The 14,790-nt window shown below is 56.3% G+C and carries 17 protein-coding genes; 9 read left to right on the forward strand and 8 right to left on the reverse strand.

Annotated features, from left to right (window positions below; translation table 11 throughout):
* Positions 1-71 precede the first annotated feature (71 nt).
* Positions 72-305: a hypothetical protein gene (locus BR83_RS0113590; RefSeq protein ID WP_027357524.1), complete on the reverse strand. Its 234-nt coding sequence runs from the start codon at positions 303-305 to the stop codon at positions 72-74.
* Between the two features lie 811 nt (positions 306-1,116).
* On the opposite strand from BR83_RS0113590, the gene BR83_RS0113595 reads away from it, so the two are divergent.
* A complete protein-coding gene (locus BR83_RS0113595) occupies positions 1,117-1,569 on the forward strand; it encodes a hypothetical protein (protein WP_027357525.1) in 453 nt (150 codons plus the stop codon).
* A 387-nt stretch (positions 1,570-1,956) separates the two neighbouring features.
* Here the strand turns inward: BR83_RS0113595 and BR83_RS0113610 are convergent, their stop codons facing one another.
* From BR83_RS0113610 to BR83_RS0113620, 3 genes are all read right to left on the reverse strand, one after another.
* Entirely contained in the window at positions 1,957-2,541 is a 585-nt protein-coding gene (locus tag BR83_RS0113610) for a biotin transporter BioY (RefSeq protein ID WP_027357526.1), read from the reverse strand.
* Positions 2,542-2,756: 215 nt separating this feature from the next.
* A complete protein-coding gene (locus BR83_RS0113615) occupies positions 2,757-3,731 on the reverse strand; it encodes a biotin--[acetyl-CoA-carboxylase] ligase (protein WP_027357527.1) in 975 nt (324 codons plus the stop codon).
* Positions 3,732-3,820: 89 nt separating this feature from the next.
* Positions 3,821-4,162, reverse strand: coding sequence for an ArsR/SmtB family transcription factor (locus BR83_RS0113620; protein WP_027357528.1), 342 nt, complete (start codon positions 4,160-4,162; stop codon positions 3,821-3,823).
* A gap of 142 nt (positions 4,163-4,304) precedes the next feature.
* On the opposite strand from BR83_RS0113620, the gene BR83_RS0113625 reads away from it, so the two are divergent.
* From BR83_RS0113625 to BR83_RS0113660, 7 genes are all read left to right on the forward strand, one after another.
* Positions 4,305-5,081, forward strand: coding sequence for a type III pantothenate kinase (locus BR83_RS0113625; protein WP_027357529.1), 777 nt, complete (start codon positions 4,305-4,307; stop codon positions 5,079-5,081).
* An 8-nt stretch (positions 5,082-5,089) separates the two neighbouring features.
* Entirely contained in the window at positions 5,090-6,058 is a 969-nt protein-coding gene (gene dusB, locus BR83_RS0113630; RefSeq protein WP_027357530.1) for a tRNA dihydrouridine synthase DusB, read from the forward strand.
* A gap of 145 nt (positions 6,059-6,203) precedes the next feature.
* On the forward strand, positions 6,204-6,728 hold the full coding sequence (locus BR83_RS0113635) for a hypothetical protein (protein ID WP_027357531.1): 525 nt from the start codon (positions 6,204-6,206) through the stop codon (positions 6,726-6,728).
* 32 nt (positions 6,729-6,760) lie between these two features.
* A complete protein-coding gene (locus BR83_RS0113640) occupies positions 6,761-7,870 on the forward strand; it encodes an SDR family NAD(P)-dependent oxidoreductase (RefSeq protein ID WP_027357532.1) in 1,110 nt (369 codons plus the stop codon).
* Between the two features lie 159 nt (positions 7,871-8,029).
* Positions 8,030-8,503 carry a transcription elongation factor GreA gene (greA, locus tag BR83_RS0113645; protein WP_027357533.1) on the forward strand — a complete coding sequence of 158 codons (474 nt, stop codon included), beginning with the start codon at positions 8,030-8,032 and terminating at the stop codon, positions 8,501-8,503.
* Positions 8,504-8,525: 22 nt separating this feature from the next.
* The gene (gene lysS / locus BR83_RS0113650) at positions 8,526-10,025 is read left to right on the forward strand and encodes a lysine--tRNA ligase (protein ID WP_027357534.1); all 1,500 of its coding nucleotides are present in this window, start codon (positions 8,526-8,528) and stop codon (positions 10,023-10,025) included.
* A 229-nt stretch (positions 10,026-10,254) separates the two neighbouring features.
* Complete coding sequence (locus BR83_RS0113660) at positions 10,255-10,908, forward strand: MBL fold metallo-hydrolase (RefSeq protein ID WP_027357536.1); 654 nt, start codon at positions 10,255-10,257, stop codon at positions 10,906-10,908.
* A 141-nt stretch (positions 10,909-11,049) separates the two neighbouring features.
* Here the strand turns inward: BR83_RS0113660 and BR83_RS17225 are convergent, their stop codons facing one another.
* The 3 genes from BR83_RS17225 to BR83_RS16500 all read right to left on the reverse strand — a co-directional run bounded on the left by BR83_RS17225 (position 11,050) and on the right by BR83_RS16500 (position 13,630).
* Entirely contained in the window at positions 11,050-11,352 is a 303-nt protein-coding gene (locus BR83_RS17225) for a transporter suffix domain-containing protein (protein WP_027357537.1), read from the reverse strand.
* Between the two features lie 162 nt (positions 11,353-11,514).
* The gene (locus BR83_RS0113670) at positions 11,515-12,444 is read right to left on the reverse strand and encodes a hypothetical protein (RefSeq protein WP_157833027.1); all 930 of its coding nucleotides are present in this window, start codon (positions 12,442-12,444) and stop codon (positions 11,515-11,517) included.
* 118 nt (positions 12,445-12,562) lie between these two features.
* Complete coding sequence (locus BR83_RS16500) at positions 12,563-13,630, reverse strand: copper amine oxidase N-terminal domain-containing protein (RefSeq protein ID WP_084327270.1); 1,068 nt, start codon at positions 13,628-13,630, stop codon at positions 12,563-12,565.
* 511 nt (positions 13,631-14,141) lie between these two features.
* Between BR83_RS16500 and BR83_RS17780 the strand changes: the two genes are divergently transcribed.
* The gene (locus tag BR83_RS17780) at positions 14,142-14,264 is read left to right on the forward strand and encodes a hypothetical protein (RefSeq protein ID WP_278244225.1); all 123 of its coding nucleotides are present in this window, start codon (positions 14,142-14,144) and stop codon (positions 14,262-14,264) included.
* A 92-nt stretch (positions 14,265-14,356) separates the two neighbouring features.
* Here BR83_RS17780 and BR83_RS16085 read toward each other — a convergent pair.
* A partial coding sequence (locus BR83_RS16085) for an IS1634 family transposase (protein ID WP_034635556.1) occupies positions 14,357-14,790 on the reverse strand: 434 nt, incomplete at its 5' end.

The raw sequence follows: 14,790 nt of genomic DNA on the forward strand, positions 1-14,790 counted from the left end.
GATGATGGGGGTCGTCTGCGTAGGCGTGGGCGTAAAAAAAGCTGGTATCCACTAAAATCTGCCGCAACATATCACGTCCTGTAAAGAGCTTCATCTAAACTTTCGCTGATCAAGTTTTTGAGTAATGGCTCACGGGCGATCCCTGCTGCTTCGAGAAGAGGTTCCTTTGCGTTTTGTCCGCTTTTATTTGCCTTGCTGGCAATGAGTTCCCGTAAAACGGCTGATATGGAGCGGCCCTGCCGGGCGGCCAGTTCACGCAGGAACTGGTACTGCCACTCTTCCACTACCACCTGCATGCGCCTCATACAAGCATCACCTTAAGCTATAGTTATTACACACTTAATTATTACACATTACACAACTGTTGTCAAGTAAGTAAGAAATGGACGGTGCCAGGCACTTGACTTATTAACTTATCTGGCGGCCTCTGTCGGCCATGCGCTGGCGGAGGTTTTCTTTTTTTTCGCCAATCAGCGTCATTTAGTTACCGGCTCAGCCCCGCCACATGTCAATACCCCAAGAAGAGGTGCTTGAGGATTTTACAGCTTTCAGGGAAAATCGCCGTAAACGCCAATGTGATCCTACCGGTTCTGAGCGGCGGGAAGGCCAGTAGGGTTCTTATATAGGCAGTGGAAAGGCGGCGTAAGGATAATAATTATGTTGCTAGATAGTATCACGATGTGATACAATCTAGCAAAGAAGGTGCCGGCTTTGAAATCCACCATATAAGTTGTTGCCAGATACGGGTTGTATCAAGTTTCCTTTTCCTCATGATGGTAATAAGTCTGCCAGGGTGACTCGTATTACTGGTTACTTACCGATTTCAAGTTAAAATAAAATCAAGCATAAAGTTTTGAAGCTTGTTTTAGTGTTGTCAAAAATAATGAGAAAATTGTCACAATGTTCATATGGAAATAAATCCGGGCTTTTCATTTTTTTGGGCGTTCCGGAGAGCCTGACGATGGTGTGATACTGACATCATCGCTAAAGCAACAGGGTTAACGATTAATGAGATAGAACCCCTAAAAAAGCAGTTGTAGCAATAGCTGACGGTTGGTGAAATTGCTGGAACTTACGGAACAGCTGCTTGAAGAATCCCTGTGAGGTGAAAAAGTGGTGGAAAAGGTGATTATAAATCCCGAAATGACCTTGGACGAGGTGCGGGAACAGGCTATTAAGGAAGGTAAATTGAAAGGTAAAATGGAAGTAGCAAAAAACATGCTCCTACTCGACTTAGACATTGATACTATTGTTAGAGCCACAGGGTTAAGGTTCAATGATATAGAATTCTTGAAAAAGCAGTTAAAGCTGCGGGAAAAAGCAGCCCATGCTTTGGAAGACGCTAATCCCCGGGAAGTGGATAAAATGATTACTAACCTGGAAATAGTTCTTAATGAGATGGAAGAAAATGCCTTGCTAAAAGGGAAAATGGACAAATTGGAAATAACAAAGAACCTACTTCTGCTTAACGTGAATACTGATATTATCATCAAGGCCACCGGCCTGACGGCTGACGAAATAGAATCGCTGAAAAAGGAGATACATGGTGCCAGGCACCTAACTTATTAACTTACCAATCGCTCCCCGGCTCCGCGACAGGGGGCTTTTTCTTTTCACTGGCGAACACGGTTCAGGTTCAGTATCCGGTTCAGTTCCTATTCAAGGCCAGGCTGCCCGGGCCGCTGCGGGAAAAGGTTGACAGGATTGTAAGCGAAGTCAACCCGTGGGAGGTGGAAAAGATGATTACGAACCTGGAAATAACCCTTGAAGAGATGCAGCAGCAGGCAGAAATGCGCGGGTTAATCAAGGGTAGGGCTGAAGGCGAGGTCGGCGAGGCCAGGGGCAGTTCCTGTAAATGAATAAAACTGCATGGTCAGGGCAATTTCCGGGCCGGGGCAATAAAAACTGCCCCGGCCCCTTCCTGTGCGCCCGGCGCAGGTCCAGGCCTGCCGGGGCCTAACCGGAGCGGCCGGCGCTCTCGCTGCTGAAGCCGTGCAGCCGCCGGTAGACCAGCCGGGCCAGCACGGCGGCCAGGACGGCCTTGAGCAGGTCGAAACCGATGAAGGGGAAGAAGCCGATCTTGAGCACCTGCAGGGCGGAGAAGGTCTGGCCCAGGTAGAAATTCAGGATCACGTAGAGGTAGGGCAGGCCGATGAGGTAGATCACCGCCAGGCCGGCGGCCATGGCCAGGAACAGCCGGGCCACGCCCGGGTCCTTTTGTTTGGGAGCCAGTGCCCCCGTCACCCAGGCACCGCCGATGAAGCCCAGCAGGAAGCCGAAGGTGGGCTTAAGCAGGTAAGCCGGGCCGCCGAAGGGGGCCGTCTCAAAGACCGGCAGGCCGGCCAGGCCCAGCAGCACGTAGACCAGCATGCTTAAAGCCGCCACCCGGGCGCCCAGAAGCCCGCCGGCCAGCATGACCACGAAGGGCACCAGGCTGAAGGGCACGTAGGGGGTGATGAAGAAACGGGACAGCATGGCCGCCACGGCCGCCAGGGCGGCGAAGAGGGCGGCCAGGGCCATGTCGCGGGGGGATAGTTTCATAGCGGGTTACCTCCTTTAAAGTTATTGAGCAGTTGATTGATCTGCCGGCTGTATCCCGGCCCGGCCGGGCACGGCAGAACGGGCGTGGGCCGGGGCGGCGGGAAAGCAGGGTCTGCCGGGTCAATAGTTAACCATAGAAATATATATAGTTAACCAAAGGGGTGCAGTAACCCCTCCCGCCCGTTACGGTGAGGGGATGCCCTCCGCGCGGGGCCCTACCTGGTCCGCAGGCTCACCTCCCCGCTGACCACCCTTTTGCACTCGCCGCCGGGCAGGCGCAGCAGCAGCGAGCCGTCGGCAGCCACATCCTCGGCCCAGCCCTCCCAGCTTTCCTTCCAGGTGAATACCTTCACCGGCCGGTGCAGGGTCACGCTCATCTCCTTCCACCGGGCCAGCACCGGGGCAAACCCTTCCCTCTCCCAGAGGGTGTACCAGTATTCCAGTTCGGCCAGCAGATCCTGCAGCAGGGCCACCCGGGAAACCCTCCGCCCCGTTTCCGCCAGCACTGAGGTGGCGGTCTCCCGGAGCTCCGGGGGGAACTGGTGGCGGTCAATGTTGACGTTGATGCCCATGCCGGTGATTAAGTAGTTGACCCTTTCCATTTCGGCGGAGAGCTCGGTTAAAATGCCGCAGATTTTTTTCTCCCCCACCAGCAGGTCGTTGGGCCACTTGATACCGGCCTCCACCCCCGTCACCCGGCGCAGCACCCGGGCCACGGCCACTGCCGCCAGCATGGTCAGGGGAGGGGCGTCCATGGGGTTCACCGCGGGGCGCAGGATCACCGAACACCATATGCCCAGGCCGTGGGGAGAGAACCAGCCCCGGCCCATCCGCCCCCGGCCACCGGTCTGCTCTTCGGCCACCACCAGGGTGCCGGCGGGGACTCCGCGGGAGGCCAGCTCCCGGGCCGTGCGGTTGGTGGACTCCACCCGGTCGTAGTGGTAAATTTTGTGCCCCAGGAAGGCTGTGGCCAGGCCCCGGGTGATTTCCGCCGGGTAGAGGCGGTCCGGGACGCTCACCAGGCGGTAGCCGGCGTGGGGCACGGCCTCGATGTCGTAACCCGCCCCCCGCAGGGCCTGGATGTGCTTCCATACCGCCGTGCGGGAAATGCCCAGGCTCCGGCAGATGGCCTCGCCGGAAACAAAGTCGGGGTATCCGTTTTTCAGCAGTTCCAGGACCCGTTCCTTCAAGAGCCGGCACCTCGCAGGATCAGCTGGAATTTCTCTCTAAAATTTTAAAACCGCCGCCTCAAGTTGTCAACCTGTGCACCTTAAATGGTTTACCGCAGGCCGTCTTTTTTCTTCCGCAGGCCCTTCAGGGTGGTCATGGTATCCTCCACCTGCGACACCAGCACCCCGTCCAGCAGGTCGAGGATCTGGAAAACCTCCGGGTACTTCACCCGGTAGTTCACCCGCAGGCCCTCCTTGCGGGAGTCGACGATATCCAGTTTTTTCAGCACCGCCAGGTGCTGGGATACGTTGGACTGCTCCATATCCAGCTCCTCAATGATCTCGCAGACGCACCGCTCCCCCTGCCGCAGGCACTCCAGGATGCTCACCCGGGTGGGGTGGGCCAGGGCCTTTAAAATGTCCGCTTTCATGCGGGGAATGCGCTCATCCACTGCGGTCAACCTCCGGTTTGCTATAATAATTATTATTTCATAATATCATAATTTTTTTCCCGCGGCCACTTCTGCCGCGGACATTTTATTGCGGTGCCCGCGGCCCTCTGGTAGAATTACTCTGAAAAGGAGTGAAAAGGCGATGATCCTGGTATTTGACGTGGGGAATACCAATATCGTTCTGGGGGTATATAAAGGCCAGGAGCTGCTGGAACACTGGCGCCTGTCCACCAACCCCCACCGGACGGCCGATGAATACGGGATGCTGCTCCGGGACCTCTTCCAGTACGCGGGCATTTCCCGCCGGGATATCAGGGCCCTGGTGATCTCGTCGGTGGTGCCCCCCCTGATGCTGGCCCTGGAGCAGATGAGCGAGAAGTATTTCGGGGTCAGGCCCCTGGTGGTGGGGCCCGGAATTAAAACGGGCCTGGCCATTAAATATGACAACCCCCGGGAGGTGGGGGCCGACCGCATTGTCAACGCGGTGGCGGGGTACGAGCTGTACGGCGGACCGCTGATCATTGTGGATTTCGGCACGGCCACCACCTTTGACGCCATCTCGGCCAGGGGGGAATACCTGGGCGGGGCCATCGCCCCGGGTATCGGCATTTCCACCGAGGCCCTCTTCGCCCGGGCCGCCAAGCTGCCCCGGGTGGAGCTGGTCAGGCCGCCGTCGGTTATCGGCAAGAATACCGTCAGCAGCATGCAGGCGGGGATCATCTTCGGCTTTGTGGGGCAGGTGGATGAAATAGTGCGCCGGATGAAAGCCGAGCTGGGGGGAAACCCCACCGTGCTGGCCACCGGGGGGCTGGCCGAGCTCATCGCCCGGGAGTCCCGCACCATCGACCGGGTGGATCAGCTGCTCACCCTAAAGGGCCTGCGCCTGATCTACGAGCGCAATCTGCCGGCGGTGAAATGACGGTGAGGATGAAGATTGGCAGCGTGGAACTGGCCAACCGGGTAATTGCCGCCCCCATGGCCGGGGTCACCGACCGGGCCTACCGCATCCTGGCCCGGGAGGCCGGCTGCGGGCTGGCCTTTTCGGAGATGATCAGCGACCAGGCCTTGATTTATGGCAACCCCCGCACGCTGGTCATGCTCGAGCGCGGGGGGGAAGGCGGGCCCCTGGCCGTGCAGATTTTCGGCTCCAACCCCGGGTACATGGCCCGGGCGGCGGAGATTGTGGCTGCCGCGGGTGCCGACATTATCGACATCAATATGGGCTGCCCCACGCCGAAAATCGTCAAAAACGGCGAGGGGGCGGCCCTGATGAGGAACCCGGAACTGGCCGCCGAAATTGTCTCCCGGGTGGCGGCCCGGGTGAAGGTGCCCGTAACGGTGAAAATGCGCAAGGGCTGGGATGACGAGCATGTGAACGCCGTTGAGCTGGCCCGCCTGGTGGAGGCGGCCGGAGCCGCGGCGGTGACCGTACACGGGCGCACCAGGGCCCAGTTTTACAGCGGCCGGGCCGACTGGGAGATCATCCGCCGGGTGAAGGAGGCGGTGAGCATCCCGGTGATCGGCAACGGGGATGTGCGCACGCCCCTGGACGCCAGGAGGATGCTGGAGGAGACGGGCTGCGACGGCGTAATGATCGGTCGCGCCTCCATGGGCAACCCCTGGATTTTTTCCCGCACGGTGCATTACCTGGCCACCGGCGAGCTCCTGCCCGAACCCGGCTGGGAGGAAAAGGTCCGCACCGCCCTGCGGCACCTCGACCTCCTGGTTGCCTTCAAGGGGGAGCACATCGGGGTGCTGGAGATGCGCAAGCATGCTGCCTGGTACCTGAAGGGCCTGCGGGGGGCCGCCCGGCTGCGGGAGAAAATAAACCGGGCCGCCACGGTGGAGGAAATGAGGCATATATTAACGGGGATCCTGGCAGGGGATGGCCCGTAAAACAGCCGGTGCTGCTGCCGGCTTTTTTTTGTTTGTGGGATTTTCTGCCTTGCCCTGGAGGAAAAGCGCTGATAAAATAAATTGTACACAAAAATGTGCACATATTTAATTCCCTGCCGGTATATAATGGGTGGTGTGGTTTTCCGTGGACCTTATCCGCATTGGCGACAAGATCATCAGCCGCCGGCGCATTGACCGCTGCATCTCCAGAATGCTGGAGCTGCGGGCCATGGGCCTTTCCCAGGCGGATGTGGCCGGGCGCCTGGGTGTGGACCGGACGCTGGTGAGCCGGCTGGAGGGGCTGGGGGAAGTGCGCAAGGGCCGGCGGATTGCTGTTATTGGTTTTCCCATCAAGAACAAGGAGGAGCTCCGTTCCGCCCTGGAAAAGGAAGGGGTGGATTTCGTGCTCCTGATGACCGATGCCGAACGCTGGGATTTTTTGCGCCGCAGGAGCGGCCTGGAGCTGTTCAACACCCTCATGGAAATGATAGCCACCGCCCACGGCTACGACCAGGTGGTGGTTATCGGGTCCAGCAGGAGAATAAAAATATTTGAGGCGGTGCTGGATAAGCCCGTCATCGGCTACGAAATCGGCGAGTCGCCCATCCAGGAAGACAGGTACGTCAACCCGGATGAGATTGTCGAACTGGTCCGGGCGGTCAGGCATTGAAACCACCATAGAGTGAATTCGAGGTGAGCCCTGTGGAAAAATTCGCGTTCATCATTCACCCTCTGGACGTCCGGGATGTGGCCAGGAAATTCCCCTTTACCCGTTACCTTCCCGGGCGCTGGGTGGAAAAGGCCTTTCAGATGATACCTCCCATGAAGGTGTCCCATATTACCGGGGTGAAGACACCCTGCGGGGAAGCGGAAGGCTGGTTCGTGGCCTGCCCCCTGACCGCCAGGCAGATGCTGGAGCTTCCGGAGGATTTTGTGCTGGAGCGGATAATACAGGCGGGGCGCGTGGCCGAAAAGCTGGGGGCCGGCATTGTCGGCCTGGGAGCCTTTACTTCCGTGGTGGGAGATGCGGGCATAACCGTGGCCAGAAACCTGAATATAGCCGTGACCACGGGTAATAGCTATACTGTGGCCACGGCCATCGAAGGGACGAAGGAAGCGGCCCGCCTGATGGGGCACGACCTGCGCCGGGCGCATATTGTGGTGCTGGGCGCCACCGGTTCCATCGGCAGTGTTTGCGCCCGCATGCTGGCCCGGGAGGCCACCAGGATGACCCTGGTGGCCCGGGAAAAGTCCAGGCTGGAACAGCTGGCGGCAAAAATTCTTTATGAAACCGGCCTGGCGGTATCCATTACCTCCGACGTGAAGAAGGCCCTGCGGACGGCCCAGGTGGTGATAGCCGTTACCAGCGCGGTGGACACCCTCATCGGGCCGGAGGACCTCCTGCCGGGGGCTGTGGTGTGTGACGTTTCCCGCCCCCGCAATGTGAGCCGCCAGGTGGCCGAGCAGAGGGACGATGTGCTGGTCATTGAGGGGGGCGTGGTGGAGGTGCCCGGGGAGGTCAATTTTAACTTCAATTTCGGCTTTCCGCCCGGCACGGCCTACGCCTGTATGTCCGAGACCATGATCCTGGCCCTGGAGAAGAGGTATGAGAATTTTTCCCTGGGGCGTGACATAACCATTGAACAGGTGGAGGAAATCAGGGCCCTGGCCCAAAAACACGGCTTCAAGCTGGCCGGTTTGCGCAGCTTTGAGCGGGCCATTGATCCCCGGGAAATCGAGCGCATCCGGGCCCGGGCCGAAAGCCGCCTTAACGCGCTGGGGGAGCAGCAACTTGTGGGGGTAGCCCCTTGACAAAGGGAAAAACCCTACTTATAATTGGGGGAAAGGTTGCTGGTAACCATGGGCACTGCAATGAGTCCGTTCATTGCAGTGCTTTCAGTGTCGTTGGGGGAGTGGGCTTTTGCCCCGGGTGCAGGCCCGGGCAGAGAAGTGCAAAGGAGTCGATAAAAAGTGAAGGAAAAAGAAGTAATTCTAACCCGCGAAGGCCTGGAGAAGCTGGAAAAAGAGCTGGAAGAGCTTAAAACCACCCGCCGCCGCGAGGTAGCCGCCCGTATCAAGCAGGCCATTGAGTTTGGAGATATCAGTGAAAACTCGGAATACGAGGACGCCAAAAATGAACAGGCCTTTATAGAAGGCCGCATTTTAACCCTTGAGCAGATGCTGCGCAACGCCAGGGTTATCGACGATGAGCGGGCGGGAACCGATGAGGTGACCCTCGGTTCCACTGTCCTCCTCAAGGACCTGGAATACGGCGATGAGGTGGAATACACCATTGTTGGCTCCGTGGAGGCCGATCCCGGAGCTCATAAAATTTCTAACGAGTCTCCCGTGGGCAAGGCCATCCTGGGCCAGCGCAAGGGGAGCATCGTGGAGGTTTCCGTGCCTGCGGGCCTGTTGAAATACCAGATACTGGACATACGCTAAAGGGAAGAGCCGGAGGAATGATATGTCGGATAAGGAAAGCACAGAACTCAGAACGGACGATTTAAACGAATTGATGCGCGTGCGCCTGGAAAAGATGGAGGAATTAAAGGCCCGGGGGATTGAGCCCTACGGTGGTCGCTACCCCCGCACCCACCTTGCTGCCTGGATTGTCGAGCACTATGACGAGTGCGAGGGGCAGGAGGTGAGGATTGCCGGACGCCTGATGGCCCGGCGCGGTCACGGCAAGGCCAGTTTCGGCAACCTCCGGGACGTTTCGGGTCAAATCCAGATCTACCTGCGCCAGGATGACGTGGGTGCCGAAACCTATAACCTTTTTCAGCGGCTGGATATAGGGGATATCATCGGTGTGCGGGGCCGGGTTTTTAAAACCCGGACCGGTGAAGTTACCGTAGCCGTGGGGGAGCTGACCCTGCTGGCCAAGTCCCTGCGCCCCCTGCCGGAAAAGTGGCACGGTTTAAAGGACGTGGACCTGCGCTACCGCCAGCGCTACCTGGACCTGATCGTCAATCCCGGGGTAAAGGAAACTTTTGTCATCCGCAGCCGGGTGATCCATGCAATACGCAATTTCCTGGAAAGGCGCGGGTTCCTGGAAGTGGAGACGCCCATGATGCACCCCATCGCCGGCGGGGCGGCAGCCAGGCCCTTTATCACCCACCACAACGCCCTGGATATGGATCTGTACCTGCGCATTGCCCCCGAACTTTACCTCAAGCGCCTGCTGGTGGGGGGGTTTGAAAAGGTTTACGAAATAAACCGGAACTTCCGCAACGAGGGCATATCCACCAAGCACAACCCGGAATTCACCATGCTGGAGCTTTACCAGGCCTATGCCGACTATCACGATATGATGGACCTGACGGAAGAAATGATCTCCACCGTGGCCTCCGAGGTGCTGGGCACCACCACCATTACCTACCAGGGGGTGGAGATCAACCTGGCGCCGCCCTGGAAGAGGCAGACCATGCTGGAGGCGGTGGAGGAGCATACCGGTCTTGATTTCAACCGGTACCGGGAAGACGGGGAACAGGCCCGCCGGGCAGCCCGGGAACTGGGGGTGGAGGTGGAGGAAACGGACGGCTGGGGCACCGTCCTGAACAAGGTGTTCGAGGAGAAGGTGGAGCCGCAGCTGATCCAGCCCGTTTTTATCCTGGACTACCCCATTGAAATTTCACCCCTGGCCAAGCGCAAAGAGGATGACCCCGCCCTGACGTACCGGTTCGAGCTGTTTATTTACGCCCGGGAGATGGCCAATGCCTTCTCCGAGCTCAACGATCCCCTCGATCAGAGGGCCCGCTTCCTCAAACAGCTGGAGAAGCGCCGGGCGGGGGACGAGGAGGCTCACATGATGGACGAGGATTACCTTACCGCCCTGGAGTACGGCATGCCCCCGGCGGGCGGCCTGGGCATCGGCATCGACCGGCTGGTCATGCTGCTGACCGACTCCCCGTCCATCCGGGATGTGATCCTCTTCCCCTTAATGCGGCCGCGGGAGCAGCCATAAAAAAGCTTCCTGTGCCTTCTGCCGCACCGGCCCTGCGTGCTTACATACGCCCGGAAGCGGCCCGGGTCATATGGCCCGGGCTGCTTTTTTCCCGCAGGTCAGGAGGATTACGGCTTCCGGAAAGAGAAAGAATATTCAATAAAGTGCGGCCGGCGCAGTTACTGCATTTTGGGCCAGCTCAGGCCGGCTTTCCTGCTAATCTGACTCTAATAGATAAGGAGGGTTATGGATGAAGTTCCAGTGGCTCGGCCATGCGTGTTTTTTAATAACCACGGAAGGCAATACCAGGATAGTGACCGACCCCTTTGATGAAACGGTGGGTTATCCCCTCCCCCGTATTCCGGCGGATATTGTCACCGTCAGCCACCAGCATTTTGATCATAACGCCGTGAAAACGGTTCCCGGTAACCCGAAGGTGGTGCAGGAGGCGGGGGAACATGTTTTCGGCCAGATCAAGATCACGGGGCATAATTCCTACCATGATAAGAAACAGGGCAGCCAGCGGGGTAACAATATCATCTTCGTGGTGGAAAGTGAAGGGCTGAGGGTATGCCATGTGGGGGACCTGGGCCACCTGCCGGATAAGGCCCTGGTGGAGGCGCTGGGGCCGGTTGACGTTTTAATGGTTCCGGTGGGGGGCTACTATACCATTGATGCCGGCGAGGCGGCGGAGCTGGTCAGGCTGCTGTCCCCGCCCTATGTTCTGCCCATGCATTACAAGACCGCTTATGTCGATTTCCCCATAGCGCCGGTAACTGATTTTCTCAAAATGTTCCCCGGCTACGGTGAACAGGAAGAACTGGTGGTGGACAGAAGTAATTTACCCCGCCAGACCACGGTGGTAAAACTGAACTTGTGGAAAACCGCCCCTGAAAACCTGTAGCCCTGTGTTGTGGTTCGAGCGGGGCATCGCCCCATAGGGCGATAATTATACCCAAATACGGCTGCTATTGTACGTGACAATGACGCCACTTACCGGCGTTACCGGTTGGCGCATTTTGTTAAAAATGTGACATAGTAATTCTTACCTGGAGTCAGTTTTCTTTTTAAACCAATGCAATGGATTCAGGTATTTTCTATATTTCATGACAATTTCTCTCCCTAGTATAAAACCGCCAAGCCAGAACGATGCTTCTCCTGAAATAACAAGTATTGAGGATATTAATGCTTTTGTACTTACTGTATAAGGGGTAAAGGGTACAAGTAATAAAGCACCATAGAAAACACAAGAGAGAATAACCAGGGAAATACCAACTTTCTTTAACCATGACCTGTTTGAAATATTCATTTTTTGTAAGTTTATTTCTCCTTGATTTTGGTCTGTCATCAGTTGTTTCCCCCTTATGGAAGTGAAATTCATTTTTAAAATTAAAAAGATCGTTAAATCCTTTGGGATTCATTGTAATATAAAATTACTGCAAATAACAATGAAAATGCGCAGCAAGAAAGCCCGTTCTCCTTTGGCCAGTGAGGAGGCCGGGCTTTCCCATCAGTGTTCCTCCTCTTCGCGAAGATCGCCCCGGAAGTAGACCAGATCCGCTTCCGCGGCCCAGATGTCTTTGTCCACGGCCAGCACGATGTCCCCGGAGGGCCGCAGGCGCACCATCTTCTCCCGCCTCTCCACTATCCACAGCACTTCGTCTGGCAGGTGCCACTCTCCGGGAGCACCCGCGTCCCCCCGGCGAAAACGTTCGTGCTCGTAATATTTTGCACCCGGGCGCAGCCTTACCTCCCGCGCGGTGCGGTAATTTTCCGGGGTAACCGGCACGGTGGCGGCGGCCCTCAGCCAGCCGGCTCTTTCCCGCCCGGTTTCGTAAACGTTAACCTGCGCCCAGTACCACTGTTCCCCGGCCGCCTCTTTTACCGCCAGCACCCTCACCACCGCCCCCGGAGATAAAATATGGTACGGGGGCGCGGCAGCTTCGGGCCGGCCGTACAGCGGGGTAGCCATGGCAACCAGCCGCCGGGGCGCTTTCCCGGGATCAACGGGGAGGATGTCCGGGTTCACCACCCGGATACAGGCGTGAGTACCCACCCCGCTGTTGACGCGAAATTTCGGGTCGGCGGCGAGAAAATAATAGTTTCCCGCCGGCAGATCAGGGGGGATTTTCACCCGGGCATAATTTTCCTTCATCCGGCCGTAGTTTTTCACCAGGCCAATCTCCGGGCGGAATAAACCCAGCGCCGGTTCCCCCTTGATTTCGAACCGGCGATCGCTTTTCAAAGCGACGGAAACCTCGTCGCCCGGCTTGACTATCAGGGGCGAAGCTACGAGGTAAATGCCTTGCGGGCTAATTTCTTCCGGATGGGGGGCGGCTGCTTCCTCCTGTACGTTACCGGGCCGGCAGCCGCTCAGAAAAGCCAGAGCAAAGATTACCGCCAGCAGCCAATGGTTTAAGCAGGTTTGCCTTCCCCTCATGAAATCACCATCATCACAAATAAAAATCTTGAGAGGGACGTAAGGCCAATCCAATTTACACCTGGCCAGGGCCAACCCCGAGCACAACTGGCTAAAGAACTCTCCTGTCACAGGACTGCTATTTAATTTTTACGATATAGGTCAGCTTATGGTTCGGGGTGCTGCTGGTGTCAATGTTATAGACCGGTTCACCTTTTGTATCTATCTCAACCAGCAGGGAAGGTCCCTGGATGGCGGCAGTGCTTTTCAGGGCGGCGCCGTAGGGGAAGTCTTCCTTCAGAAGATCCTCATTGGCCACAGGTTCTTGAGCCGGCAGCGCCCGCCAGGAAATCCTTTCAATCAGCGGGTGATCAGGTTTGAGCTCGCCCTTGCTGCTTTTTGGACAACGCACGCCGTAGATGCGGACGGTTAAACCGTCGTGCCGGCGGTCAACGACAGTAAAAGGCCTTTTATGCCCTCCGGCCAGCACCTGCTCCGGGGCAACGGCCAGCTCCAGGGCAACCGCTCCGTCTTTAAAGCTTACGCCTTTAAAGACGTGCTCCCAGGATCCGCTTGCCCCGAAAGCGACGGAGCGCGTAAGGTATAACTCTTCCCGGGACAATTTTTTGTTTTCCACATCGTAGCGCAAAAGGTAGGGGAAGCTGTAATCGCCGCAATCACCGCCTCCTTTGGCGACGAAGACAAGTTCGTCATCCCCGGCCTCTTTGAGTCGCGCGCTTTCCAGAAAACCAACGATCAAATCTTTTTCGTCCGTCTCTGCGTCGCAAAGGAAGTAACTGTAATCCATATTCCAGACGTGCTCCAGTAAAAAACAACGCTCGCCCACCCGCCAGAGCTTTTTCACTTCTCCTTTCACGTCCGGCGCGGGCTTGAACTCGTCTCCGGCCCGGGCAAGGGACCCGGCCAACTGCCCAAGCCAATCGCCGGCAACCACTTTTACGGTCCGGCTTCCGGCATCCCAGGCTACCTTCGCCCCCAGCGCTTCGGCAACCTCCCTGACCGGCGCCACGGCACGCCCGTCAATTAGCTGGGGCGGGACGTCCGGGCTGATTTCCTTACCGTCTACCACGAGCCTGACGGCCTTTTCGGCAAAGGCCGTTCCCGCAACCAGGAAAATTATTGCGGTTATCGCCAGCAGTAAGAAGATAAATAACTTAAACCCGGGGTTAGATCTAGACAACATCATCCGTCTTCCCTCTTTCATTTAAACTATTTAATGTTTTTAATATTTCAACGCTTGACTTATTAATTATGACGAATAACACTGAAAAAGGTTCCCGCAATGTAAAAATTTTTTTGGAAGTCAACCACGCAAAGGCCACCAAGAATAAATTTTCGAGGATTGCTTGCGCAATTCCATGGTCTTGCTTATTGAACATTCATTTAATGACCAGGTTGTGAGAATATGCCACGGGGCGGGTTCAAGGACCGGCTGCAGGTGGCTGTCTGGAGGTAAGAGCCGAGCAGAAGAAGCCGGGTTGGGTAAAAATGAAAATGCACAGGTATGATACTTTTATATTATGGCTATATTACGGTTATATTAGGGCATATATAACACACATAAGATAAACTGATTGGACGAGCAACCTTTTCTATGTTACATTACTTTTGTAGATGTGTCCTGTAGATGTGGCCGAATTGGCTGATTAGGAAAAGAAATACTCTTTCTTTTTGGTACAAGAAGGTGAGAAGTCGTTATGGTTCGAAAGTACGCCAACAAGGGATTTATCCAGCAACTGGATGGTACTTACGCCGTCTTAATTCATCCTCTCAACGGCTATCTGGAAGCCGAACAGATAGAGGCTATATCTGAACTTTAACACCCAATCCCAATAAAACCCCGGAAAATCAAGGCTTCCGGGACATAACGAGTTGGCGTGCCACAACATTTTTCCTTATTGTGGTAGATATGCTAATTAATGATTCTTACATGATTTGGAACTCCTATTCCTAATGCTTTAAAAGCTTGAAAAGCATTTCCTGGTAATTCAGTTCGGCACAAATATCTTATGCCCTCCAGGGTTAACTCGACGGCTTTTAGATTTTTTAAATCTCTCATGAGATACAAGTATTCAACCTGGCTGCCGGCCAGCTTTAGATACCGGTAAAAAGCCGATTCCAACACCAGCGCCAGAAAACAAACCATGACATGTGCCCTTACCCGGCGGTCTTTCCAGTGGTAGATTGGCCTTAAATCAAGGGTGGATTTTAATTCCCGGAAGGCCCTTTCCACCCGCCAGAGTTCTTTGTATGCCAGGGCTGCCTCTGCGGTGTCCAGTTGGGAGTTGGTTCTGAGAACATACTTCCCGTCATAACGGGCATCTTCTTCCAGAGCCTTCTGATCCA

This window comes from Desulfofundulus thermocisternus DSM 10259 (assembly GCF_000686645.1).
In the GTDB taxonomy this organism is placed as follows: domain Bacteria; phylum Bacillota; class Desulfotomaculia; order Desulfotomaculales; family Desulfovirgulaceae; genus Desulfofundulus; species Desulfofundulus australicus.